This window comes from Pseudomonas sp. JDS28PS106 (assembly GCF_036706555.1).
In the GTDB taxonomy this organism is placed as follows: domain Bacteria; phylum Pseudomonadota; class Gammaproteobacteria; order Pseudomonadales; family Pseudomonadaceae; genus Aquipseudomonas.
The window spans coordinates 537114-560738 of sequence record NZ_JBAJGT010000001.1; the positions used below are offsets into that span (position 1 = coordinate 537114).

General features: G+C 63.2%; 22 protein-coding genes. 8 read left to right on the forward strand and 14 right to left on the reverse strand.

Going from position 1 to position 23625, the window contains the following annotated elements; translation table 11 throughout:
* Positions 1-11 precede the first annotated feature (11 nt).
* Positions 12-1106, reverse strand: a complete 1095-nt coding sequence (locus TRP66_RS02275) for an SMP-30/gluconolactonase/LRE family protein (RefSeq protein WP_333399695.1) — start codon at positions 1104-1106, stop codon at positions 12-14.
* A 274-nt stretch (positions 1107-1380) separates the two neighbouring features.
* Here TRP66_RS02275 and TRP66_RS02280 point away from each other — a divergent pair, with 274 nt between their 5' ends.
* From TRP66_RS02280 to TRP66_RS02290, 3 genes are all read left to right on the forward strand, one after another.
* Positions 1381-2682 carry an Nramp family divalent metal transporter gene (locus tag TRP66_RS02280; protein WP_333399696.1) on the forward strand — a complete coding sequence of 434 codons (1302 nt, stop codon included), beginning with the start codon at positions 1381-1383 and terminating at the stop codon, positions 2680-2682.
* 210 nt (positions 2683-2892) lie between these two features.
* The gene (locus TRP66_RS02285) at positions 2893-5004 is read left to right on the forward strand and encodes a TonB-dependent siderophore receptor (protein WP_333399697.1); all 2112 of its coding nucleotides are present in this window, start codon (positions 2893-2895) and stop codon (positions 5002-5004) included.
* Positions 5005-5039: 35 nt separating this feature from the next.
* A complete protein-coding gene (locus tag TRP66_RS02290; RefSeq protein WP_333399888.1) occupies positions 5040-5768 on the forward strand; it encodes a DUF4198 domain-containing protein in 729 nt (242 codons plus the stop codon).
* Between the two features lie 51 nt (positions 5769-5819).
* On the opposite strand, the gene TRP66_RS02295 is transcribed toward TRP66_RS02290, so the two are convergent.
* The 3 genes from TRP66_RS02295 to TRP66_RS02305 all read right to left on the reverse strand — a co-directional run bounded on the left by TRP66_RS02295 (position 5820) and on the right by TRP66_RS02305 (position 7814).
* A complete protein-coding gene (locus TRP66_RS02295; protein ID WP_333399698.1) occupies positions 5820-6785 on the reverse strand; it encodes a L,D-transpeptidase family protein in 966 nt (321 codons plus the stop codon).
* Between the two features lie 84 nt (positions 6786-6869).
* A complete protein-coding gene (locus TRP66_RS02300; protein ID WP_333399699.1) occupies positions 6870-7151 on the reverse strand; it encodes a hypothetical protein in 282 nt (93 codons plus the stop codon).
* A 57-nt stretch (positions 7152-7208) separates the two neighbouring features.
* Positions 7209-7814: an arylesterase gene (locus TRP66_RS02305; protein WP_333399700.1), complete on the reverse strand. Its 606-nt coding sequence runs from the start codon at positions 7812-7814 to the stop codon at positions 7209-7211.
* Between the two features lie 10 nt (positions 7815-7824).
* On the opposite strand from TRP66_RS02305, the gene TRP66_RS02310 reads away from it, so the two are divergent.
* Together TRP66_RS02310 and TRP66_RS02315 are read left to right on the forward strand one after the other, a co-directional pair.
* Entirely contained in the window at positions 7825-8508 is a 684-nt protein-coding gene (locus TRP66_RS02310; protein WP_333399701.1) for an ABC transporter ATP-binding protein, read from the forward strand.
* Positions 8508-11024: an ABC transporter permease gene (locus TRP66_RS02315; RefSeq protein WP_333399702.1), complete on the forward strand. Its 2517-nt coding sequence runs from the start codon at positions 8508-8510 to the stop codon at positions 11022-11024. The genes TRP66_RS02310 and TRP66_RS02315 overlap by 1 nt, the downstream gene beginning before the upstream one ends.
* A 206-nt stretch (positions 11025-11230) precedes the next feature.
* Here the strand turns inward: TRP66_RS02315 and greB are convergent, their stop codons facing one another.
* The 5 genes from greB to TRP66_RS02340 all read right to left on the reverse strand — a co-directional run bounded on the left by greB (position 11231) and on the right by TRP66_RS02340 (position 14658).
* The gene (gene greB, locus TRP66_RS02320; protein ID WP_333399703.1) at positions 11231-11704 is read right to left on the reverse strand and encodes a transcription elongation factor GreB; all 474 of its coding nucleotides are present in this window, start codon (positions 11702-11704) and stop codon (positions 11231-11233) included.
* Positions 11705-11740: 36 nt separating this feature from the next.
* Positions 11741-12070, reverse strand: a complete 330-nt coding sequence (locus tag TRP66_RS02325; protein WP_333399704.1) for a hypothetical protein — start codon at positions 12068-12070, stop codon at positions 11741-11743.
* Between the two features lie 95 nt (positions 12071-12165).
* Positions 12166-12474, reverse strand: coding sequence for a class I SAM-dependent methyltransferase (locus TRP66_RS02330; RefSeq protein WP_333399705.1), 309 nt, complete (start codon positions 12472-12474; stop codon positions 12166-12168).
* 237 nt (positions 12475-12711) lie between these two features.
* On the reverse strand, positions 12712-13146 hold the full coding sequence (locus tag TRP66_RS02335) for a DoxX family protein (protein ID WP_333399706.1): 435 nt from the start codon (positions 13144-13146) through the stop codon (positions 12712-12714).
* Between the two features lie 117 nt (positions 13147-13263).
* Positions 13264-14658 carry a transglycosylase SLT domain-containing protein gene (locus TRP66_RS02340; RefSeq protein ID WP_333399707.1) on the reverse strand — a complete coding sequence of 465 codons (1395 nt, stop codon included), beginning with the start codon at positions 14656-14658 and terminating at the stop codon, positions 13264-13266.
* Between the two features lie 175 nt (positions 14659-14833).
* Between TRP66_RS02340 and TRP66_RS02345 the strand changes: the two genes are divergently transcribed.
* The 3 genes from TRP66_RS02345 (at position 14834) to TRP66_RS02355 (ending at position 17828) form a co-directional block, all read left to right on the forward strand.
* Positions 14834-15658, forward strand: coding sequence for a TatD family hydrolase (locus tag TRP66_RS02345; protein ID WP_333399708.1), 825 nt, complete (start codon positions 14834-14836; stop codon positions 15656-15658).
* Between the two features lie 236 nt (positions 15659-15894).
* Entirely contained in the window at positions 15895-17370 is a 1476-nt protein-coding gene (locus TRP66_RS02350) for a methyl-accepting chemotaxis protein (RefSeq protein WP_333399709.1), read from the forward strand.
* Between the two features lie 95 nt (positions 17371-17465).
* Positions 17466-17828: an Mpo1-like protein gene (locus TRP66_RS02355; protein WP_333399710.1), complete on the forward strand. Its 363-nt coding sequence runs from the start codon at positions 17466-17468 to the stop codon at positions 17826-17828.
* A 26-nt stretch (positions 17829-17854) separates the two neighbouring features.
* On the opposite strand, the gene TRP66_RS02360 is transcribed toward TRP66_RS02355, so the two are convergent.
* The 5 genes from TRP66_RS02360 to TRP66_RS02380 form a co-directional block, all read right to left on the reverse strand.
* Entirely contained in the window at positions 17855-18652 is a 798-nt protein-coding gene (locus TRP66_RS02360; RefSeq protein WP_333399711.1) for an acyl-CoA thioesterase, read from the reverse strand.
* Between the two features lie 107 nt (positions 18653-18759).
* A complete protein-coding gene (locus tag TRP66_RS02365; RefSeq protein ID WP_333399889.1) occupies positions 18760-19521 on the reverse strand; it encodes a CHAD domain-containing protein in 762 nt (253 codons plus the stop codon).
* Positions 19522-19551: 30 nt separating this feature from the next.
* A complete protein-coding gene (locus TRP66_RS02370) occupies positions 19552-21555 on the reverse strand; it encodes a transglutaminase family protein (protein ID WP_333399712.1) in 2004 nt (667 codons plus the stop codon).
* A complete protein-coding gene (locus TRP66_RS02375) occupies positions 21552-22535 on the reverse strand; it encodes a DUF58 domain-containing protein (RefSeq protein WP_333399713.1) in 984 nt (327 codons plus the stop codon). The genes TRP66_RS02370 and TRP66_RS02375 overlap by 4 nt, the downstream gene beginning before the upstream one ends.
* Positions 22505-23422 carry an AAA family ATPase gene (locus TRP66_RS02380; protein WP_333399714.1) on the reverse strand — a complete coding sequence of 306 codons (918 nt, stop codon included), beginning with the start codon at positions 23420-23422 and terminating at the stop codon, positions 22505-22507. Before TRP66_RS02380 ends, TRP66_RS02375 begins: the two co-directional genes overlap by 31 nt.
* Between the last annotated feature and the right edge of the window lie 203 nt (positions 23423-23625).

Genomic DNA, 23625 nt, shown 5'->3' on the forward strand with positions numbered 1-23625 from the left:
CAAACGCCCGATCAGGCGAAAGTGGCGCCTCGGGTGTTGACGAACAGCGAGTAGATCGAATGGCTGCCGGCCATGAAAATCCGGTTGCCTTCCCGCCCGCCGAAGCACAGGTTGGGACAGCGCTCGGGCAACGAGATATGGCCGATGGCTTTGCCTTCAGGGTTGAAGACCCGAACGCCATCGAGCTTTTCCAGATCGGCGCGCGGGTCGCCGTTGCCGCCCCAGCCGCACCAGAGGTTGCCGCTTTCGTCGCACTTGATGCCATCGATGGCGGCGAAATCCAGGCCTTCGATGTGCTTGCGCCGCGCGCCGAGCGTACCGTCGTCATTGACGGGGATAGCCCAGATGATCCGGTTGGGCTTGGCCCTACCTTCAACCACGTACAGGGTTTTCTCGTCCGGCGAGAAGCACAGCCCGTTCGGTCCGTTCAGATCGTCGATGACGCGGGTCAGCGCCCCTTTCTCGTCAATGCGATACACCCCGTGAGGCTGCACTGGGGTGACCTTGTGGCCTTCGTAGTTATTGCCGGTCTGGAACGGCGGATCGGTGAACCACACGGTACCGTCGCGCTTGCAGACGATATCGTTCGGTGAATTCAGCGGCTTGCCTTCATAGCTGTCGGCGAGCACGGTGAGGCTGCCGTTGTGTTCGGTCCGCGTCACCCGACGCCCTTCGCTGGAAGTCGTCGAACCTTCGCAGACCAGCAGGCGGCCCTGACGATCGCGACACAGGCCGTTGGAGAAATTGGAGTTTTCGCGATAGACCGACAGACTCTCGGTGACTTCGTCCCAGCGCATGATGCGGTTGTTGGGAATGTCGCTGATCAGCAAATAGCGACCGTCCCCCACCCACACCGGACCTTCGGCCCAGCGCAGACCGGTGGCGAGCTTCTCGACGCTGGCGTTGAAGACCCGCAGTTCCATGAAGCTTTCATCGAGGATTTTCACCAGCGGATCGGGATAACGCTGGCTCAGCGGCTCGGCCTCGGCCAGGCGCGGCAGCCCGAGATTGCCAAGCGCCACGGCGCCGGCGGATAGGGCCAGCGAGGTTTTCAGAAAGCGCCGGCGATTGGCGTCGGGTTGTGCGGGGACTTGCGTAACAGCCATGGGGTTCTCCGTTATTTATTGTTGGACGGCATGGCTGTTTTACCTTGTGCTAGGACGTCGTACAAGCTTTGCAACAGTTTGGGATATTGTCCTTTTATCGCCAGCAAGCTGGCTCCTACGAGGAAATGCCGGGACGCCGATAGGCTGGTAAGGCTGCTTGGCGACCGATTCGAAAAACCCGCTTACAATCGGGAACCGAGTCATGTTGTACGACGTCTTACTTTAAGCTTTACTGCGATGCGTCTTATTACAATAACAATGGAGATACCCCCTCATGGCTACCAGCCCTCCGCTGGACGATAAACTCGGCGCGGTCGCCGAACCTCGTCTCAAGAAACTCGCCAAGCTTCTCGGCCCGGGCATCATCGCGGTGCTGTCATGGCTGGGCGCGGGCGATCTGATCACCTCCTCCGTCGCCGGCGCCAATTATGGCTACGCCATGATGTGGGTGCTGGCGATCTCCCTGCTTCTCAGGTTCCTGATCGTCAATATCATCGCGCGCTTCCAGCTGTGCAATAACCAGGGCATGTCGATTCTCGAAGGCTATGCGCAGCTGCACCCCTTCTTCGCCTGGTTCATGCTGATCTACGCGCTGTTGATGGGCCATCTGATCAACGCGTACATGGTCAAGGGCGCGGGCGAGGCCCTGGCGATGCTGCTGAACGTGAATCAGCCGCTGCTGTGCTCGGTGGCGGTGGTGATCGCGGTCTGGCTACTGGTGGGCCGCAACGTCTACGCGATGATCGAAGGCGTGATGAAGCTGCTGCTGGCGATCATGACTTTGGCGTTTCTGGCGCTGGCGATCATGTCCGGCCCGGATATCACCGGCATTCTCAAAGGTACCATCGGCTTCAGCATTCCGCCGGACGAAGGCGTGCACGGCGCGCTGCTGGTCGCGGTCTCGGTGATCGGTGCGGTCGCAGGCTCCATCGCCAACTTCGTTCACCCGTACGTCATGCGCCAGAAAGGCTGGGTCGGGCCGGAGCATAAGCGCATTCAGCGTAACGATCTGCTGTTCGCGGTCGTGGTCGGCATCATCATCAACCTGGCGATCTGGGTGGTCGGCGTCGAGATTCTGCGTCCCAACGGCCTTGAGGTGAACACCCTGGCGGACCTGGGCAAGGCACTGGAAATGTTCTTCGGCCCGATCGGCTGGTACGTGTTCTTCATCGGCGTATTCGCCACGCTGTTCGCCAGCGTTTCGGGCAAGACCACCGCGTTCCCGATGTTGATCACCGACGCTTTCCAGCACATCCGTCCGGAACGTCGCAAACGCTATGGCAAGGAATTCCATCATGACCCGATGCACAAGTGGTTCATGCTGTTCATTCTGGTCACGCCTTTGGTGTGGTCGCTGCCCGGCATGCCTGACTTCGTGACCCTGACCCTGGGCGTCAACGCGTTGAACATCGTGGGCCTGCCGATCATTTCCCTCGGCCTGCTGATCATGTCCAACCAGAAGTCGCTGCTGAGCAAGGAATACCGCAACAACCTGTTCGAAAATATCGCACTGACTTTCGCAACAGGTCTGGCGTTGTGGGTCGCGTTCCAGCTCGGAACCGAACTGCTGGCCTGACGTTTCTCCCCCGGATCATGCGGCGTCGAACGGCGCCGTATGAGCCGGGTTTTCCTCCTCGATTTCGCCAGAATCTCGCCTCACCTGCCCGCCTGCTCCCTTCGTTTTCGGTAATCCCTCGCAATTAGCGCTATCCACCGCCGCTCGAATCGACAATAATCCCGCCGCTATTGTTATGTTATAACTCATTCAATCAGGAAGATTTTACAGATGTCGTCCCGAAGATTCGCGTCGCTGACCGGTCTGGCCATCGGCGTGTTGAGCCAGACCGGCTTCGCCGAGCAGGCGTCCCAGACCATCGAGCTGGAAAGCGTCAACGTCACCTCCGACTATCAGTACGAAACAGCAACTGGCCCGGTTGAAGGCTATCGTGCGACCCGCTCGGCTACAGCCACCAAGACCGACAGCGCCATCCGCGATATCCCGCAGTCGATCAGCGTCGTGCCGGCCCGGGTGCTCGACGATCTGGGCAGCCACGACGTCGAGCGTGCGCTGGAATATGCCGGCGGCGTCTCGAAACAGAACGATTTCGGCGGGCTCACGCTGTACGAATACAGCATTCGCGGGTTCACCACCTCGGAGTTCTACCAGGACGGCTTCAGCGCCAACCGGGGCTATCCGGCCACGCCCGACGCGGCCAACATCGAACGCATCGAGGTACTCAAAGGCCCGGCCGCGAGTCTTTACGGGCGCGGCGATCCAGGCGGCACCGTCAATATCGTCACCAAGAAACCCCAGCGCGAGGCCTTCACGACGCTGCAAGCCAGCGCGGGAAGCTGGGACCGCTACCGTACCGCGCTGGACGTCAACACCCCGCTGGACGATCAGGGCAACCTGCTCTCACGCGTGAATCTCGCCGTGGAAAACAACAACAGTTTTCGCGACCACGTTGAAGCCGAGCGGGTGTTCGTCGCCCCCTCCTTCAGCTGGCAGTTGAGTCCGGACACCAGCCTGCTGGTGGAGTCCGAGTTCGTGCGCCACACCTCCACGTTCGACCGAGGCGTCGTCGCACCCAACAACAAGTGGAGCGGCGTCTCGCGCTCGACTTTTCTCGGCGAACCGGACGACGACATCGATAACGACAACAACAGGATTCAGGTCGCGCTGGATCACTATCTGAGCGACGCCTGGTCGCTGCGGCTGGCCAGCCACTACAAGCAGGGCCAGATGCAGGGCTTCGCCAGCGAGGCGCGCCCGCTGAACGCCGACGGCCGCACGGTCAACCGCCGTTACCGCGAACGCGACAATGCCTGGCACGACAGCATCACCCAGCTGGAACTTCGCGGACGCCTTGCGGGCCTGGGTCTGGAACATGAGGTGCTGATCGGCACTGAGTACGAGGATTACCGCAAGCAGGAGCGCGTCACGACCATCGCCGGCAGTCCCTACGCCATCGACATCTATAACCCGGTCTATGGCCAGCCCAAGCCCAATGGCGCGCGGTCGGGCACCGATTTTCGCGAGCATGTGCAGAGCCGCGCCTTGAACCTGCAGGACCAGATCGTCTTCACCGACAGGCTGCGGGGCATGATCGGCGCGCGCTATGAGCATTTCGATCAGGACACCGACGACTACGCCAGGAACGCCCGTTCGAGCCAGCGTCATGACGCCTTCACCCAGCGCGCCGGTCTGCTGTATCAGATGACGCCCCAGGTCGGTCTGTTCGCCAACGTGTCGACCTCATTCAAGCCCAACAACGGGCTGGACGCGGGCGGCAAATCCTTCGACCCGGAAGAAGGCGTCGGCTATGAAACCGGCATCAAGGCCGAACTGTTCGACGACCGGGTAAGCACCACCCTCGCCGCCTTCCACATCGAAAAGGAAAACGTGCTGGCCCTCGACCCTGCCACCGACAGCAACCGCGCGGTGGGCAAGGCGCGCAGCCAAGGCATCGACCTGCAGTTCAGCGGGCAATTGACCGATGCGGTGCGAGTCATCGGGGCCTATGCGTGGATCGATGCGGAAGTCACCAAGGGCGATCGAGCGATCCCGACGGGCAGCCGGATTCTCGGCGTCGCCAAACACAGCGGCAGCCTGCTGGGGGTGTACGAGTTCCAGGAAGGTCCGCTGCGCGGCTCGGATCTGGGGGCGGCATTCACCTATGTCGGCGACCGTTCCGGCGAGTCGGGCGGTGACTTCGAACTGCCCGCCTACCACACCGTCGATCTGCTCGCCCATTACAAAGCCACCGACAACCTGACGCTGGGCCTGAACCTCAACAACATCTTCGACGAGAAGTATTACGAGCGTTCGTACAGCAACTACTGGGTCAACCCCGGCGAGCCGCGCAACTTCACCGTCAGTTTCACCCTGAGTCTCTGATCCCGATAACGCTCGATAACAAAAGAGGAAACATGATGCGCACATCCGCAACTGTGATCGCCCTGGGCCTGCTCGGCAGCCTGCACGTAGCGCAAGCCGCAGCCCACGGGCTGTGGACCGAAGAGCGTCGCGGCAACATCGAAGTCGTCTACGGTCATGGCGCCGAAGACAGCGCCTTCAAGGCCGCAAAAATCAGCGGCGCATGGGCCTACGATGCGCACGGCAGGATGATCCCGGTGACCGTGCAGCGCCTGGCCGACCATGCACGCTTGCAACCGATCAAGCCCGAGGCCTCGCTGGCGGTCGCACTGGACAATGGCATGTGGGCGCGCGATCCCGCCGGCAAATGGATCAATCAGGGGCGCAGCCAGGTGCCGGGTGGCACCGAGTCCAGCCATACCTTCAAGTACAGCCTGGCGATTTATCGGGAGAAGGCCCGCCTGCCCGCGCTCGACAAACTGGACTTCGTCATCGTCCCCCAGGCCGATCCGCTGACGGTGGGTGTCGGCAAACCGCTGCCGGTCAAGGTCCTGATGGATGGCAAACCGGCCGCGGGCATCAAGCTGGTGGGTGATTATCGCGGCGCGCCGGATCAGGTCAGCGCCGAAACGGACGCGCAGGGCATGGCGCAGGTCGTGGTTCGCAACGAGGGACTGAATGTGATCGCAGCGCAGACATCCGTGCCGGTCGCCAACGACAAGGATATCGAAGCACGGGGATTGTTCACTTCGCTGACCTTCGTCGGTCAGGCGCATCACGAGTAATCGCGCGCGTCCGGTGAACGAGGCGATCCGCTGCCGGATCGCCTGCCCGGCTTATTGAAACATCACCGGAGCGTCCGATACGGCAGTCTGCTCGCCGGGCACCGCGATCTCGACCGGCATGCCGTCTTCGGCCGCCACCACATCGCGGACCAGGTCCCAGTTCATGCGCAGGTTATTGGCGAAGTCCTGACGCTTGAGCAAGGCGTTGATGACCGCCGTGTGCTTGTCCACCACCGACGGGTTGCCCAGATCGTCCAGCGGGGTGTGGGCTTCCAGGTACACCTTGCCACCGCTGACGCCGAACTTGTAGGGCTCGCTGATGATACGCACCGTCGTGCCCACCGGCGCCATATCGGCCAGTTCCAGCACGTTGTTGTTGTACATGCGGAAGCAGCCGTGGCTGGTGCGCATGCCGATCCCGAACTTCTTGTTCGAGCCATGGATCAGGTAACCGGACATCCCGAGACCAAACTTGAACGGCCCCAGCGGATTGTCGGGGCCGGCCGGCACCACGTCGGGCAACGGATCGCCATCGGCCGCGTGCTCGGCCTTGATCGACGCCGGCGGCGTCCAGGTCGGGTTGGGCGTCTTGGCAATGACCTTGGTGACACCGATCGGCGATCCCCAGCCTTCTCGCCCCACGCCCAGCGGGTAGGTGTGCACCACGTTCTGCCCCTTGGGGTAGTAGTACATGCGGTATTCGGACAGGTTGATGACGATGCCTTCGCGTGGACCGGGCGGCAGAATGAAGCGGGTCGGCAGCACGATATCGGTCCCGGCGCCTGGCAACCACGGGTCGACGCCTGGGTTGGCGGCGATCATTTCCAGATAACCCAGGTCGTACTGAGTCCCCAGGTCGGCGAAGGTGTCTTCGTATTTCGCCTTGATCACCTGGACCTCACCGATGATGTCCTCGCCGGGAGGCGGCAGCGGAAACTCCAGCGCATTGGCAGCGCTGGCCGCACATAAAGCAGCAATCGACAGGCAGCGGGTTACGACTGGAATGTGCGACAACATTCTGGACAATCCTTGAAGCAAACGGGGTGTGGAGGAACCCGAGTGTACACCGCCGGAAACGGAACGGGGAGCCTGCCCGCCCGGCTACAGCTCAGGCCAGATCGGGTTCATGCCGCGGCGCTGGGCATCAAGGATCGCCTTGCACAGCGGGCACAGGCGTTCGTCTTGCAACGCCTGGGTTTCGACCGAGGAAAGTTGCGGCTGAGCCGGCAGCAATGTGCCGCACAGGGTACGGTCGGCGGAGCCTCCCAGTTCCAGCTGACGGGCGATCAGGTGCACGCGTACTTCCTGGCAAGCGAACAGGTCGAGCTGCTCATCGGGCTCGAGCAATTGATAGGCATACAAGGACCAGGCGGGGCGCGGCATGGGGGGCTCCAGATTCGGGGGCGCCACCTTAGCCGAAAGCCCCCCGCCGGGAAAGCCTCAAAGCAAGGGTTTCAGGGCCGGCCAGACATTTTCCAGCAACTTGTCCTGGGCGGCCGCCGCCGGGTGAATTCCGTCGGCCTGCATCAGCTCGGGCACCCCGCCTACGCCTTCGAGGAAAAACGGCACGAACGGCACCTGTTTTTCTTCGGCGACGGTGCTGAACGCGTCCTCGAAGGCCTTGGTGTAGCGCGGGCCGTAGTTGGGCGGAATGCGCATGCCGAGCAGCAGCACCTTGGCACCGGCCTCACGGGACTTGTCGATCATCGAAGAAAGGTTTTGTTGCAATTGCGCCGGCTGCTGGCCGCGCAGGCCGTCATTGCCGCCCAGTTCGATGATCACCAGCTCAGGCTTGTGGGCTGCAAGCAGCGCCGGCAGCCGCGCCTGGCCCCCGGCGCTGGTATCGCCGCTGATGGATGCATTGACGATTCTGTCGTCGTGCCCTTCCTCGCGCATGCGCTGTTCGAGCTTGCTGACCCAGCCCACACGGGTATCCAGCCCGAAAGCCGCGCTGATACTATCGCCGACGACCAACACCGTGCCCGCCACTGCGCCTTGCGACAGCAGCAGCAACCCCAGGCCAGCACTTAAAAACCACGCACGCATCGGATTCTCCATGAGTGAAAGTATTCTCAGTGCCCAAAGCCTCAGTAAAGTCGTCTCCAGCACCGAAGGTGACCTGACTATCCTGCACGAACTCTCCCTGGAACTGAACAAGGGCGACACGCTGGCGATCGTCGGCGCCTCGGGTTCGGGCAAATCCACACTGCTGGGCCTGCTCGCGGGGCTGGATCTGCCCAGTGCCGGAAGCGTCACGCTTTCGGGTCGCAAGCTCGATGAGCTGGACGAAGACCAGCGCGCCCGGGTCCGGGCCGAGCATGTGGGGTTCGTGTTCCAGTCGTTCCAGCTGCTCGACAGCCTTAACGCACTGGAGAACGTCATGCTGCCGATGGAGCTGGAAGGTCGCAAGGACGCCCGCGAGCGGGCTCGTGATCTGCTGGAGCGGGTCGGTCTGGGCAAGCGTCTGACCCACACGCCCCGCCAGCTCTCGGGCGGCGAGCAACAGCGCGTTGCCATCGCCCGCGCTTTCGCCGCCGATCCCGACGTGCTGTTCGCCGACGAGCCGACCGGCAACCTCGACAGCCAGACTGGTGCGCGCATCACCGACCTGCTGTTCGAACTGAACAAAGAGCGGCACACCACGCTGGTGCTGGTCACCCACGACGAGCGTCTGGCACATCGCTGCCGGCGTCTGATCCGTCTTGAAGGGGGCCGTCTGGTGGCCCCTCTGGAGCCTTGATGGCACGCCTGCCCTTCCTCCATCTGCTTACGCTCGCGGGTCGCCAGCTGCAACGCGACGCCCGCGCCGGTGAGCTGCGGGTGCTGTTCTTCGCACTGGTGGTGGCGGTCGCCGCCAGTACCGCCATCGGCTATTTCGGCGCGCGCCTTAACGCAGCGATGATGCTGCGGGCGACCGAGTTTCTCGGCGCCGATCTGGTCCTCCAGGGTTCCAGTCCGGCCCGGCCGGAACAGGTCGAAGCCGGCGAGCGGCTTGAGCTCAAGCACTCGCGCATCGTGATCTTTTCCAGCGTGATCGCCACCGACAACGGCATTCAGCTGTCGAGCGTCAAAGCCGTGGACGACGCCTACCCGCTGCGCGGCGAGCTGAAAAGCGCGCCGGGGCTCTATCAGGACGACGCGCCGGGCAGTGGTCCGCAACCGGGCGAAGCCTGGGCGGAAGCACGGTTGTTCGCCGCGCTCGATCTGAAGGTGGGCGACCCTATCGATGTCGGCGCCAAGACCTTGCGGCTGAGCCGGGTGCTGACCTATGAGCCAGACCGGGCCGGCAATTTCTACAGCCTGACGCCAAGGGTCATGATCAACCAGCAGGATCTGGCCGCCGCCAATGTGGTGCAGCCCGGCAGCCGGGTGACCTTCCGGGAAATGTGGAGCGGCGCTCCGGAGGCGCTGGCGGCCTATCGCTCGTCCATTGAGTCCAGTCTGGAACCGCATCAGGAAATCCGCGACGCCCGCGATGGCAGCCAGCAGATCGGCGGCGCGCTGGGCAAGGCTGAGCGTTACTTGAACATGGCGAGCCTGGTGGCGGTATTGCTGGCCGGGGTCGCGGTCGCGCTGTCGGCCAGCCGTTTTGCCGCGCGCCGCTACGATGCAAGCGCCCTGCTGCGCTGTCTCGGTCTGTCGCGCCGTGAGGCTATGGCGCTGTTCAGTCTGCAACTGGCGATCATCGGCGTGCTCGCCAGCCTGGCCGGCGCGCTGCTGGGCTGGTTCGCTCAGCTTGGTCTGTTTGCCCTGCTGCAGAATCTATTGCCGGCCACGGTTCCGCCCGGCGGCCTGCTGCCGGCGCTCGCGGGCATGAGCACCGGGCTGGTGGCGCTGGCGGGATTCGCCCTGCCGCCGCTGGCCGCTCTGGGCCGGGTGCCGCCTTTGCGGGTGCTGCGTCGCGACATGCTGCCGATCCCGGCCAGTTCCTGGCTGGTGTACGGCGCGGCGCTGCTGGCGCTGGGGTTGATCATGTGGCGACTGAGCCTGGATCTGGTGCTGACCTTCGCCCTGCTCGGCGGCGGCGTGGTCGCGGCGCTGGTGCTGGGCAGCCTGTTGCTGCTCGGGCTCAACAGCCTGCGTCGGCTACTGTCCGGCGCGACCCTACCATGGCGAATCGGTCTGGGTCAGCTGCTGCGATATCCGCTCGCCGCGGCCGGCCAGTCGCTGGCGTTCGGCCTGATTCTGCTATCCATGGGACTGATCGCGTTGTTGCGCGGCGAACTGCTCGACACCTGGCAAAGCCAGCTGCCCAAGGATGCGCCCAACTATTTCGTGCTCAATGTCCTGCCCGACGACAAGGACAACTTTGCCCGGACCCTGACCCGGATCTCACCCCACGCCGCACCCTTGTACCCGGTGGTGCCCGGTCGTCTGACCAGCATCAATGGCGAGCCGGTCGACCACTTCGTGGTCAAGGATTCCCGGGGCGAAAACGCTACCCGTCGCGATTTGAGCCTGACCTGGGCAGCCGATCTGCCGGAAGGCAACACACTGACCGGCGGCCAGTGGTGGCAAAATCCCGACGCGACGCCTGCAGCCGATGCAACGCCGGGGGTCTCCATCGAAGCCAAGCTTGCCGAGAGCTTGCAGATCAAGCTCGGCGACCGGCTTGGCTTCATTGTCGGCGGCTTGAACCGTGAAGCGGTGGTCACCAGCCTGCGCGACGTGAACTGGGACACCTTCCAGCCCAACTTCTTCATGATCTTCCAGCCCGGCACCCTGGCGGACCTGCCCACTACCTACCTGACCAGCTTCTACCTGCCGCCCGGGCAGGACAAACAGATCGTTGAGCTGTCCCGAGCCTTCCCGGCGATCAGCATTCTGGGCGTCGAAGCGCTGTTGGCGCAGGTGCGCAGCATCCTCGACCAGGTGACGCTGGCGGTACAGTTCGTGCTGTTGTTCGTGCTGGCCGCGGGGATCGCGGTGCTGTTTTCCGGATTGCAGGCCACGCTGGACGACCGTATTCGCCAGGGCGCCTTGCTACGGGCGCTGGGCGCCGAACGCGCGCTGCTGATCAAGTCGCGGCGGATCGAGTTCGGCCTGTTGGGGGCGGCCAGCGGTCTGCTGGCGGCGCTGGGCTGCGAACTGGTGACCTTCGTGCTGTACCGCTACGCCTTCGCCCTGGAGTGGCAACCGCATCCCTGGTTGCTGTTGCTGCCGGTGATCGGTGCGCTGCTGGTCGGCGGCGCCGGCGTTTTCGGCACCCGGCGAGCGCTCAATGCCAGCCCGCTGGCGGTGTTGCGGGAAGGGTAAAGACACCGAACGTTGTAGGAGCCAGCGGGGGGCGATCCGTCTTGCTGGCGATGGGTCCAGCCCGGATGTCCGTGGGAGGGAGCTTGCTCGCGACGGGCGTTATGCGATTTACCTGATACACCGCGCCGCTTTTATCGCCAGCAAGCTGGCTCCTACAACGAGGTAAGCGACCGACCGGGCGTGTTCGCCAGCAAGACGGAGCTTGCCTATTGGTACTCGATGCTGTTCACAAACCACAGCGCTTCGCCGCCGGGGACCTGCACGACCACTTCGTCGCCGACTTCCTTCTTGAGCAAGGCGCGGGCCATGGGGGAGTCGATGGAGATGTAGTCATTGCGACCGTAGATCTCATCGTACCCCACGATTCGAAAGCGCTTGGTCGCGCCTTCCTCGTTCTCGATCTCCACCCAGGCACCGAAGAACACCCGGCCTTCCTGCTCGGGCGAATAGCTCACCACGCGCATGTCTTCCAGACGCTTGCGCAGATAACGTACCCGGCGGTCGATTTCGCGCAGCAGCTTCTTGTTGTACTGGTAATCTGCGTTCTCGCTGCGATCGCCCAGCGACGCTGCCCAGGTGACCTTCTGCGTAGTATCCGGACGCTTCTCCCGCCACAGGTAGTCGAGCTCCTTCTTCAGCGCCTCGAATCCTTCCTGCGTAATGATCTTGGTACTCGACATGGTCCTTGAATCCAGCAATTGACCCGGCCACGTCCGTCAACGACGCGCCAGTTCGTGTTTGATACAGCCGTCATAGTAAATCTTCCTGACCGCATCGGGCTTGAGCTTCGACTCGCTGTCGTAGGTCTGCTCGGTGATGCCCAGCGCCATCGGCCGCATCCAGCTTTTAGCAAACTTGCGCGCCTGCAGACGCTGCCGCGCTCCGTAGCGGGTCACGCCTGAAAGCTTGGAAGCCTGCGCCGTGCGGGCGATGTCCGAGCCCCAGGTGCAGACATAACGCTGTTGTTCGGTCGCACTGCGCGCCTGAACCGTGAACGACAGACCGGCCAGCGCGACGCAGGCCACGGCATTGAACAAGATCCGCATGCGGAAAGTCACCTAATCCCTTGATAAGCCGAGAATTGTGACGACAGCGCGGACTCTGGTGGGCCAGCAAAATGCCTTATCGAGCGCCCAGGGTTTCAACCAAGCGCGATCAGTCCCTGGCGGGCGATCCGGGTCAGGTCGCGAATGACCGACGCTGCCCGCTCGGACTGCGGCGACTGCACGACGGCGAGGTCGAATTCGTTGTCGCGGTATTGGCCCAGCGAGGCGTCACCATCGACGAAGTTGATCAGAAAGGCACGGGGGCCGCCACGGCGTCGCGGCCAGCCATCGAGATAGCGCAACAAGGTGGGCTGGTGCTGCCCGCCAAGGAGAATTCTGGGGTTCTTGCGGGACAGGCCGGTACTGACGGGGGACAGACGCAGGAGGGGACGCAGGTTGTTCATGTGTCGAGTTCTCAGCCTCCCAAGCTCCGCTGGGCAGCGGTGGGAGGCAACACCGAACCAACGTTTTAGCGGTATTTGGACAAGCCGTGGCCTGCCCGGCGCCCCGCAAGTAGTTGTTAAATCGGCGCTCGAGCACGCATCCTAGTGAAGCACTCGATCGGTTGTCAAACGTCCCGTGCAATCGCGCGACGCAAAAAGGCCCGCACTTGGCGGGCCCGTCGCAGAGCTATCGCTCGGTCATTTTGCGATGACGCGGTCCACGGACAACCGGCCCGCGCCTTCGATCAATATCGCAATGCTGCCGCCCAGCAGTGCCAGCGCGAACTCGAAACCATTGTTCGACATGAACAGGCCGTTGCCGATATGCACCGAGAAGATCGCCACCAGCAGCAATCCGATCAGAACCACGGCTGCCGGACGAGCCAGCAGACCGATCAACACCGCCACCCCGCCGAAGAATTCGGCGCTTCCGGACAGCAATGCCATCAGGTAGCCCGGTGTCAGTCCGATGCTTTCCATCCATTGGCCGGTGCCTTCCAGCCCATAACCGCCGAAAGCGCCAAACAGTTTCTGGCTGCCGTGAGCGATGAAGATGACGCCGACGATAATGCGCAGAACAGTCAGGCCGTAGCCGGCGCGGGTCGAAAGCAGGGATTTGATCGAAGGGTTCATGGTGAAGCGTTCCGTCAGTGATTAAGTAAGTGGCGCCATCATAATCAAATCATGCGATATGAATATCGCAAAAAACCCACCATATACATCGAACTTATCGATCTTTAAAATTTCCGCTCATCTCTCCAGCCGGTTCCGCTGGCGGTCGAATGCCAGGTAGTACTTGTTGACGCTGTTGACAAAGGTCACCACGTTGGCGCCGCCCTGCTCCATCGCCACCCGCTCGGTCTGGAAGAACCATTGATCCGGGTTCAGCCCACGCTTGCGCGCCTCCTTGCGCATGCGCTGAACCCGCTCCGGCCCCAGGTTGTACGCCGCCAGCACGAAAGCCATGCGCTCGCGCTCGTTGACCTTCGGGCTGGCGAAGAACTTGCGCTGGATCAACGCCATATAACGCGCGGCCGCCTGGACATTGCGGTCCGTGTTCTGAATGTTCGCGACGCCTACACGCTTGGCGGCGGACGGTGTGATCTGCAACAGCCCCGTCGCCCCGCCCGAGCCTTTCGCCTGCGGATCGAGCTTGGACTCCTTGAACGCCAGCGCTGCCAGGTCGAGCCAGTCGATGCCCTGGGCGTCGGCATGGCGCTGCAGCACGGGCCGCAATTCTTCGAGCTTGCGCACGTTGCCGCGCACCAGCGGATTATTGATCCGGTACATGTTCTTGTAGGCTTTTTCGAAAGCGAGATCCCGGCCACGGGCTGGCTTGTAGCCGGCGAGAAAGCTGTCGACGCTGGTGCTCAGCTCGGGGCTGTCGTCGCGCATGAACCAGGCGATGCTGCCATGGGTCCTGACAACCAGCTTGCGGTCCAGACGCAAGCGTGGCATGACGTGCGCCCAACGCTCGGCAATCGGCTGCTCGACCAGCGTCAGCGGGTAGATCCCGGCCTGAACCATTTCCAGCACATCTTCGACGGCGAGGCTCGGATCGACCCATTCGATTTTCGCGGGCGGCAACCCGCGCGCTGCCAGCCGGTGGTTCAGCGCATGCAACGCCGTACCGGCAGCGCTACCCGTGGGCAGGCTCAAGGTGCGTCCGGACAGCTGTTCCAGATGCTGCAAGCGTCGGTGGCCTCTGACGCCGACCAGCACCAGAGGCACATCATGAACGATGGCCCGGCTGGCGCGCACATCGGAAAAGCCTGCGGTATCGAGCAACTCGCCGGGCGCCACCAGATCGCCCTCGCCCCGCCGCAACGCCGCCAGCAACTGGTTCTTGGCCTTGGGGATAATCTTGACGGTCAACCTGGGCCCACCGGCGGCCTGCTCGTTCAGATAGTTCTCGAAAGCCTGCAGACGGTGATATTCGACACCGATTTCCTGCCCTTTCACGCCACCTGAACTGTTGCGGCTCTGGTTGACCAGAACGCGCAGCACCTTGTGCTGGCGAATGGTGTCCAGGTCACGGGCCTGCGCCGGCTGCTGCACTGCTTCGGGCCCGGCCGGGCGCGCGGCGGCGCCAAGCGGCCACAGCGCCAGAAAGCTGACAAGGCAGGCAAGCGCAGTTCGATGCATTGATTCCTCCACAAATCCTGGTGCCCGCTCGCCCTGCGAACGGACCGGATACACAGAGCGCTGAAACGTGCTCGAGTTCGGCGAACCTTGCGATTCAAGCCATTGAGCCTGCGGCTTTTTTTGTTGTGGCCCAGGCTCTGCTATCCTCGGCGCCTTCGGCCGGAGGCAGCTCACCATGCAACTCATCGACATTGGCGTCAACCTGACCAACCCAAGCTTCGCGACCCAGCGACAGGCGGTGCTCGATCGCGCGTATGCCTCGGGCGTGGCGCAACTGGTGGTCACCGGCACCAGCGTGGCGGGCAGCGAAGAGGCGTTGCAGCTGTGCCATGAGCTGGACGAGAGCGCTCTACGGCTGTTCTGCACCGCCGGCATTCACCCGCATTCGGCCAGCGAATGGAATGCGGACACCGAAGCCGGGCTTCGCGCATTGCTCAAGGAGGACCGGGTGCGCGCCGTGGGCGAATGCGGCCTGGATTTCAACCGCGACTTCTCGCCTCGTCCGCAGCAGGAGAAAGTCTTCGAAGCGCATCTGGCGCTCGCCGCCGAGCTGCGCTTGCCGGTCTTCCTGCATGAACGCGATGCCAGCCAGCGCCTGCTGGAAATCCTGCGCGACTACCGCGACAGTCTGCCGGCCGCCGTGGTGCACTGCTTCACGGGCGAGCAGCGGGCACTGTTCAGTTATCTGGACATGGACCTGCACATCGGCATCACCGGCTGGATCTGCGACGAACGCCGGGGAACTCACCTGCACCCCTTGGTACGTAACATCCCTCGCGGACGTCTGATGCTGGAAAGCGATGCGCCCTATCTGTTGCCCCGCAGCCTGCGGCCCAAGCCGAAGAATGGCCGCAACGAACCGGCCTATCTGACCGAAGTCCTGCGTGAAGTGGCGCTGCATCGCGGGGAAACCGAAAGCGATCTGGCCGCTCATAGCACCGCCTGCTCGCGCGCTTTCTTCAACCTGCCCGCTCTCGACGTTCAGCAACCGGAAACCTGAGTTCTATTGATCCTGATCAAGAGAATCTTCGATGACTGAGGCACAGTAGTGGCACCTTGCCGCACGCTTTCATTCATCAGAGGGTGTTTACAAAATAGGCGAGCGAAGGCAAGACAAGGCGAAATCGGTCGAAAAAGCGGAGTTTACTTTCAGTAAATGAGCATTTTGAGACCGCTTTCAACGCCGTATTGCCGAGCGCAGTCATTTTGTAAACGGCCTCTCATAGAAGACCACTTATGGGCTCACTGATCAGCAACCTCTCGCTGAAGTACAAATTCTGGGCGGTCAACGCAGTCGCCTTCATTACCACTTTGCTGCTCGTACTTTACGCCGTCAGCCTCGAACAACAGGGCCGACAGGAAGCGGGCCGTCAGGCGGCTTCTACGCATGCGGCTCTGATCGCCGCCTGGCCCGCCGGTCAGCCGCTGCCGGCGGCCGAGCATCTGCTGGTCTACGGCCCTGGACAGACGCCCGCGCTGCAAAAGCGGCCGCTGCCCGCGCTGGCTGGCGCGCAGGGCTGGGTCGCGCTGGATGAAATCTTCGACGACCGTATCTTGAGCGGCGCCCAGGTGGTGAGCCGCGGCGAGGGTCAGCGGGTGGCCGTGCTGGCGTTCGCGCCGACACTGAGCGAGGTGTTTATCCAGCGCTTCGCTCAGTATGCACTGGCAGTGCTGATCCTGATGATCGCGATGCTCTGTGCTTCGCAACTGTTGATCCGCTTTCTGCTCAGCCAGCTCAATGCGCTCAAGGATGTGATGCTGTCGGTCGAGCGCAGCGGTGATCTCTCGGCGCGGGTGCCCAACGGGAGCGCCGACGAAGTCGGGCAAATGGCCAAGGCGTTCAACGCCATGCAGGCCGGTTATCAGCGCATCGTCGCTACTGTGTCCCAGACCGCAGCGCGCCTGGACCAGGGCGCCGCGCATCTGGCCGAGGGCATGAGTGGCGTGCGTCACGGCATGCTCGGTCAGCAGAGCGAAACCGATCAGGTTGCCACTGCCATCAACGAAATGAGCACCACCGTGCACCATATCGCCCAGCATGCCGCCTCGACCCGTGACCAGTCGCAGACCGCGGATGCTTTGGCCGGCAGCGGCAAGGCGGTGGTCGAGCGCGTGCAACTGTCCATCGCCGGTCTCTCCAGCGGCGTGCAGCAGACTGCCGAGATGATCCGGCGGATGGCCGAGGACGGTCAGAAGATCAACAGCGTCGTCAGCGTGATCCACAGCATCGCCGAGCAGACTAACCTGCTGGCCCTGAACGCAGCCATCGAGGCCGCCCGAGCCGGGGAAATGGGCCGGGGTTTCGCGGTGGTGGCCGATGAGGTGCGCAACCTCGCCAAACGGGTCCAGGTCTCGACCGACGAAATCACTTCGATGGTCTCGGCGTTGCAGACCGGCACTCGTGATGCGGTGGACTTCATGCAGGACAGTTCATACAAGGCTGACGAGTGCGTGCAGCAGGCGCGGGAAGCTGGCGAAGCGCTGGCTGCCATCGCCGGTGCCGTCGCCCAGATGCGCGAGAGCAACACTCAGATCGCCGTGGCGGCGCAGCAACAAAGCCAGGTCGCCGAAGAGATGAACCGCGCGGTGGTCAGCATTCGCGACGTCACGGAAAGCACCGTGACCCAGACCCTGGACTCGGCCAACACCAGTGATGAACTGGCCCGGTTGGCGACCCAATTGAGCACCGCGATCCGGCAGTTGAAGGCGTAAGACACTATCGCGCCAATAGTCAGGCTTGACTCGCACGGCGCGCGGGTCGGGCCTATTCTTCAGGCATTGGTACATGCTCTGAAGAGGACTGCAGTATGAGCAAGCGACATCCCAACCTGCACACATGGCAGTGGCGAAATTACCCTGATGATCACCGGCATCCGGCCAACCTGGTGCTGCACCTGATCGCCGTCCCGATGTTCATACTCGCGGCGCTCCTGATCCTCGACGGGCTGTTTTCCCTGAGCTTTTCATCGATCGCCATCGGCGTGATCGGTCTGATCGCGGCGCTGGCGTTTCAGCGTCACGGGCACACCCTGGAAAAACAGTCGCCCGAACCGTTCAGCGACCGCAACGACGCCATCAAGCGCCTGCTGGTCGAGCAGTTCATCACCTTTCCCCGCTTTGTGCTGAGCGGCGGCTGGTGGCGCGCCTGGAAAGACCGGCACAAACATTGAGGCCGGCTAATCCGCTGGGGTGCGGTTCAGCCGAAGACGGTCACCGTCTGGCGACTGATTGCCACCAGTTCTCCACCCGGCGTCCACAGCGTCGCCGCGGTATGGCCATAGCCGTCGCGGGCGTGTTCGATCACAGTGTGGTAGGTGCACCAGTCCAGGGTCGTCAATGACGGCTGCGGCTGGACGAATTCGATGGTCCAGGTCAGCGAACTCGCCGGAGTCGGCTTGTTCAGGTACGGCAACAAGGCCGGCGGCCAGGTATCCACTAGCGCCAGAATGTGCGCCTCGCTCAAGGGTTGCGCGTCTGGTTGATCACGGAACCGCGCATAGCCGCCCATGACCGGCGACGGCGTGTTGCTGAAGGGCAGCCCGCCCAAACCCCAGCGCATCTCCATGAAACGCAGATAGTCCGGCATCATGCCGCGAATGAAGGGCAGTTCTTGACTGCTTTCTACCGGCTTGAGGTGCGGAACGGCCTCGGCGGAAACCGAGACCGCCGACTCGCGTGGCGCACCGAAACTGCCTTGCACCAGCATCATCACCTGTCCGTCCTGCACCGTGCGGCCCAGTACCTGGCTGACGGCTCGTCCTTCGCGCAGAATCTCCACCTCAAAGGACAGCGGTACATCCAGCGCCGCGGGGCCGACGAAGGTGATCGCCAGCGAGCGTACCGGCCGGTCCTGCGCGACCCGGCCGCGCATGGCTTCAAACTGCAACGCCGCCATCAGGCCACCGAACACCGCGCGTCCTTGCGACCAGCTAGCGGGAATGGTGACGCTCGACGGGTTGTCACGGACCGCATCGATAAGTTCGGAGAAAGTCATGGTCGTTCCTGCCGGCTAAGAGGGTATCGACCGATCTTATAGAGCGCCGGCACCGCTGGCATGCGCCATACCGGCCATAGTTGCGGCGGGAACGACCTGCCGTGACGCTAGCGTTTCGCGAAACAGACCTTGCCCAGTGCCTTGAGCGCCTGCTCGGACTTGCGCTCGGCACGCACGATCCCCATTTGCCAGCCGGCAATGCATGGCGCCAGATCGGCGTGCTCGCCCGCTTTCGCCAGCCATTGCAGGTGATCGTGCCAGTGCCCCAGCTCGGCCTGGGCCGCTTTCAGGCTGCGCTGCATATTCTTCGGTTGATGACTCAGCTCGGGATACGCTTCGGCGGCATAGCGTACGCGCTTGATGAGCAGGCGCAGTTCGTGGCGGTCGTGGCCCGGCTCGCTCATGGCCTGGCGCAGTTTCTTCCATTGCTTGTCCATGCGTTTCTCGATGGTCTTGCGCAGTCCGCGCAACAGCCTTTGGCGTTCCTGCACGCGCAGCATGGCGGGGAACTGGTCGAGCAAGGTCAGCAGACGCATCAGCTCTGGGCTAGAGGCGACCTTCGGGCAAGCCTGAGCCAGATGCTCGTTGCGTCGCCGCGCCGCGTCATTCAGACCCTGCTCTTCGAGAAACTGCGCCAGAACCTGCATGTCGCGCAGGGGCGTGGTCAATTGTCCTACGGCTTTGGCGGCCTGCTCCAGCGGCTCGGCTCCGGAATAACTGCGCAAAGGTCGCAGCACGCTGCGCAGGCGGCGTACCGTCGTGCGCAGGTCATGCAAGGCCTCGCTGTCGGTCGATACTGCCAGGCGCGCCTGACACCCCATTAATCTGACATCCAGCGCCAACAGTTCGGCGACCAGATGATCCACCATCGATGACATGCGTTTCCCCCGGCAAGTGGTCTAGGATCGGTTGTTCTTCACCGCCGCCAGGCGCCACGGGAGTCTGCGGCGCAGCATCCGCAGGCGGGTGCGCAGCCGTTGCACGGACAAGGTCCGCCCGGCGTAGCGCTGGGCCTCGAACTCTGCGACGAAGTCTTCGATGGCGTCGGCATGTTGCGGAAAGAACAGCGCCGCGCGATGGCAGAACGCTTGTGCGCCCTCGCCCGGCATACGACGCAGACCATGGCGCCGAAGCAATCGTTCAAACGCATTGAATACACGAAGTTGCGAATCGCTCTCCCGCCGCCAGGGTTTGAAGAGCCAGAGCGCCAGCACCGCAACAATCAGGATCGACGCGCCGATGAACACCGGAATCTGCAAGCCGGCGAACCAGCGTCCCAGCACTTGCAGCTGCTGCTGACCCTGATAGCCCAGCACCCAGCGTTGCCAGTTGTAATTGAGATTGTCCCAGCCCAGGCGCAACTCGTTGAGCCAGGCCACATTGCGGTAGCGCAGCGGCGACATCGGTGATTCGGCGAGAAACCCCTCGTCGGCCGCCAGCGCCTGCTCCAGTCCCTGTTCGATGCGCTCGGGCGCGACCGCCGCGGTCGGGTCGGCGCTGCGCCAGCCCACGCCCGGCTGCCAGTACTCGACCCAGGCGTGGGCATCGAATTGCCGCACCGTCAGGTATTGGCCTTGCGGGTTCAACTCGCCACCTTGGTAACCCGCGACCATGCGCGCCGGAATGCCTGCGGCGCGCAGCACGAAAGTCATGGCGCCGGCGTAATGGGCACAGAATCCCTGACGGCTGGCGAACAGGAAATCGTCAATGCCATCGGCGCCGAGGGTTGGCGGTTTGAGGGTGTAGAAATACGGCTGATCGCTGAAGTGGTCGAGCACCGCGCGCACCAGGTCATCCGGTCGCGTATGCCGCCTTACCAAACTGGCGGCCCACTCCCTTGCCTGCGGATTGCCTCTGGCAGGCAGTTGCAGGTCCTGGCGCTGGATCTGCTCGCTGAGTTGTGGATCACGTACCGCCTCCGGCCAGGATTGCACGGCGTACATCAAGGGCTGGTCGATGGGCCTGCGACGTTGCAGACGAAAGTCACTCATCTGGCGGACATCGCTCTGCGGCGTCTCGCCCACATCCAGGCTTGGCATCCAGGGCCGCCCGCTCGCTTCCATCACCACGCTGTAAGCGAGCGGTTCGCCGCGCTTCTGCCATTGAGCAATCTGCACGGCCTGGGCGCGCGCCGACTGCGACCAGCGACGACCGTCGAACTGCTCCAGCGTCAGCGCGCGCCAGTACAGCTGTTGGCGCGGCGGGACCGCGCCCTCGAAACTGGCGCGAAACACCAGCGCCGGCGAGCGGCTCAGCTCGGCGATATCGCCGGGAGCGATATTGTCCGAAAGGCCGGTGGTCCCCTTGTTGCCGGGTTGCGGCAGCGACCACAGCGGATCGAGTCTGGGAAAGAACAGGAACAGCACCAGCATCAGCGGCAATGCCTGCGCCATCATCTTGAATGCCAGCTTCAACGCGCTCGCCGAACTGCGGGTCAGGTCCGACTGCTGCAGACCGATCAGCGCCGCCAGCAACGCGCCGACCGGCAACAGACTGAACAACGCCCAGAGCAGATTATCTTCGAACAGGTAACCGACGACCACGCAGAAAAAACCGAGGAAAATCAGCACCAGCGCGTCGCGGCGCGTGTTCATCTCCAGCATCTTGAGCACGAACGCCGCGATCAGCAGCGCCGCGCCGGCGTCCAGCCCCACCAGACTGCCACGAGCCAGATACACCCCGCCGGCGGTGCCGACCAGCAAACCGGACTTGACCCAAGTCCCGGGCATGCGTGCTCGCTGACGGAACACTTGCACGCGCCATAAGGTGCAACCCAGCCACAGCCCGATGATCGAGAGCGGCAAATGCGCCAGAAACGGCACGATGACCAGCGTCTGCGCCAGCAGCAGCCAGGTCAGACTGTCGCGAGGCACCGGCTGGTCGACGGCCACGGCGGTTTTCATGGGTGGCGTCCATACAGCGCCAACGCGCGAAGGCAAGCTTCACGATGGGCATCGCCACTGTCCACGTTCGACAGGAAATCCGGCAGGCGCAGGGCGAAGGGTTGCTGACGCTGGGACAGCTCAAGCACCCAATAGCACAGCCGCGACAGTCGCTCTTCGATATCACCGCCCAGAGCCATGAAATCCAGGCACAGGTCCTGCCCGCTCAAGTCAGTGAAATCCTTGACGAACAGCCCCTGCCCACGTGACCAGGCTTTCCAGTGCAGGCGCTGCGGACTGTCGCCCGGCTGGTAGGCGCGCAACCCCTGATAATCGTCGACCCCGGCGCCCTGGGTCGCGGCGCCCGCATCTTCGGCATGGGGCTGCACGCCCTTGAGCAGCGGCATGGTGCCGGCCAGCGGGCGCGGATAGATCAGAGCGGTCTGTTCCAGATCCAGCCAGCTCCACGCCCGCAGGATGCCCAGCGGGAACACACTTTCCACCCGCAGCCGGGGCGCCCGCAGCCAGCCCCGGGCTTCGGCGGCGAGCGTCAGGTCCACGTCCGTCAGACCGTCGGCGCGCACGTCGTGATGCTGCAAGCGGTCAGCCGCCCACCCCAGACCAAGCGCGTGATGCGTAGTGCCCTGGCTTTCCAGGCGCAACCGCAACTGCACCGCTTCGCCGACGAACACCGAACGTGCCACGCCGGCACTCAGGATCAGGCCGCTGACGTTGCGATAGGTGTGCAGGATCGCCAGCACGCCGACGGCTGCCAGCAGAAAGGTCAGACCGTAGGCCAAGCTGTTCTGATAATTGATCGCGGCGAGCAGCATCAGCACCAGCATCACCAGATAGAACATGCCGGTGCGCGTCGGCATGATGAAAATACGCCGATGATCGAGCTTGATGCGGGAGGCCGGCGGTATCCTTCGTGCCAGCCAGCGTTGCCAGAACGGCCTGAGCTGCTGGATCAAAGCACGGGCACCTCGCGTAATAGCCATTGCACCAGGGCCCCGCCACCATGGCCGGTGGGGTCGGTCCGCTCCCGCAACCGGTGCCCCACCACCGAGGGCAAGACCGCCTGGACGTCTTCGGGAATCGCATAGTCACGGCCCAGCAGCATGGCCCAGGCCCGGGCCGCCGCGATGATCGCCAGGCTCGCCCGGGGCGACAGTCCGTAGGCGAAGTTCGGCTGGCTGCGAGTCGCATCGACCAATCGCAGCACATAGTCCACCAGCGCATCGCTGACCCGGATCCCGCGCGCTTGGGCCTGCAAGCCACGCAGTTCTTCATGGTTGATGACGGGCTGCAACCGCGGCATCAACTCACGCCGGGATTCGCCCAGCAGCAGCGCTTTTTCGGCGGCGCGCGCCGGATATCCCATGGAAATGCGCATCAGAAAACGATCGAGCTGCGACTCGGGCAGCGCGAACGTCCCTCCGGAACTGAAAGGGTTCTGGGTCGCGATCACGAAGAAAGGGTCTGGCAACAGCCGTGTCGCGCCTTCGATGGTGACCTGGCCCTCCTCCATGGCTTCGAGCAGGGCGCTCTGGCTCTTGGGCGTAGCGCGGTTGATCTCATCGGCCAGCACCAGCTCGGCGAAGATGGGCCCTGGGTGAAACGTGAACTGTCCGGTGTCGCGGTCGAAGACGGACGTTCCCAGAATGTCGCCAGGCAGCAGATCCGACGTGAACTGGATGCGCTGGTAACTCAGGCCGAGAATTTTCGCCAGCGCGTGGCTCAACGTGGTCTTGCCCATCCCCGGCAAGTCCTCGATCAACAGATGACCGCCGCCGATCAGACACGTCATGGCCAGACGCACCTGAGTTTCCTTGCCCAGTACCACTTCGTTGATGGCGCTCAGGCATGCCTCGAGTTTCCTGCCCATCGCAAAGCCCCTCCGGTAACTGCTGTATGACTATTGGGACTGCAAACGATGTCGAGCGTGCGAACGCTCTACGATCAGAGTAGGCGCTTTCGTCAGATTGGGAAGGATATTGCGGCAGTACAGGGTTCAGTAGGAGCCAGCTTGCTGGCGATAGCGTAAGACCGCGCGGTCGCTATCGCCAGCAAGCTGGCTCCTACGGGAGG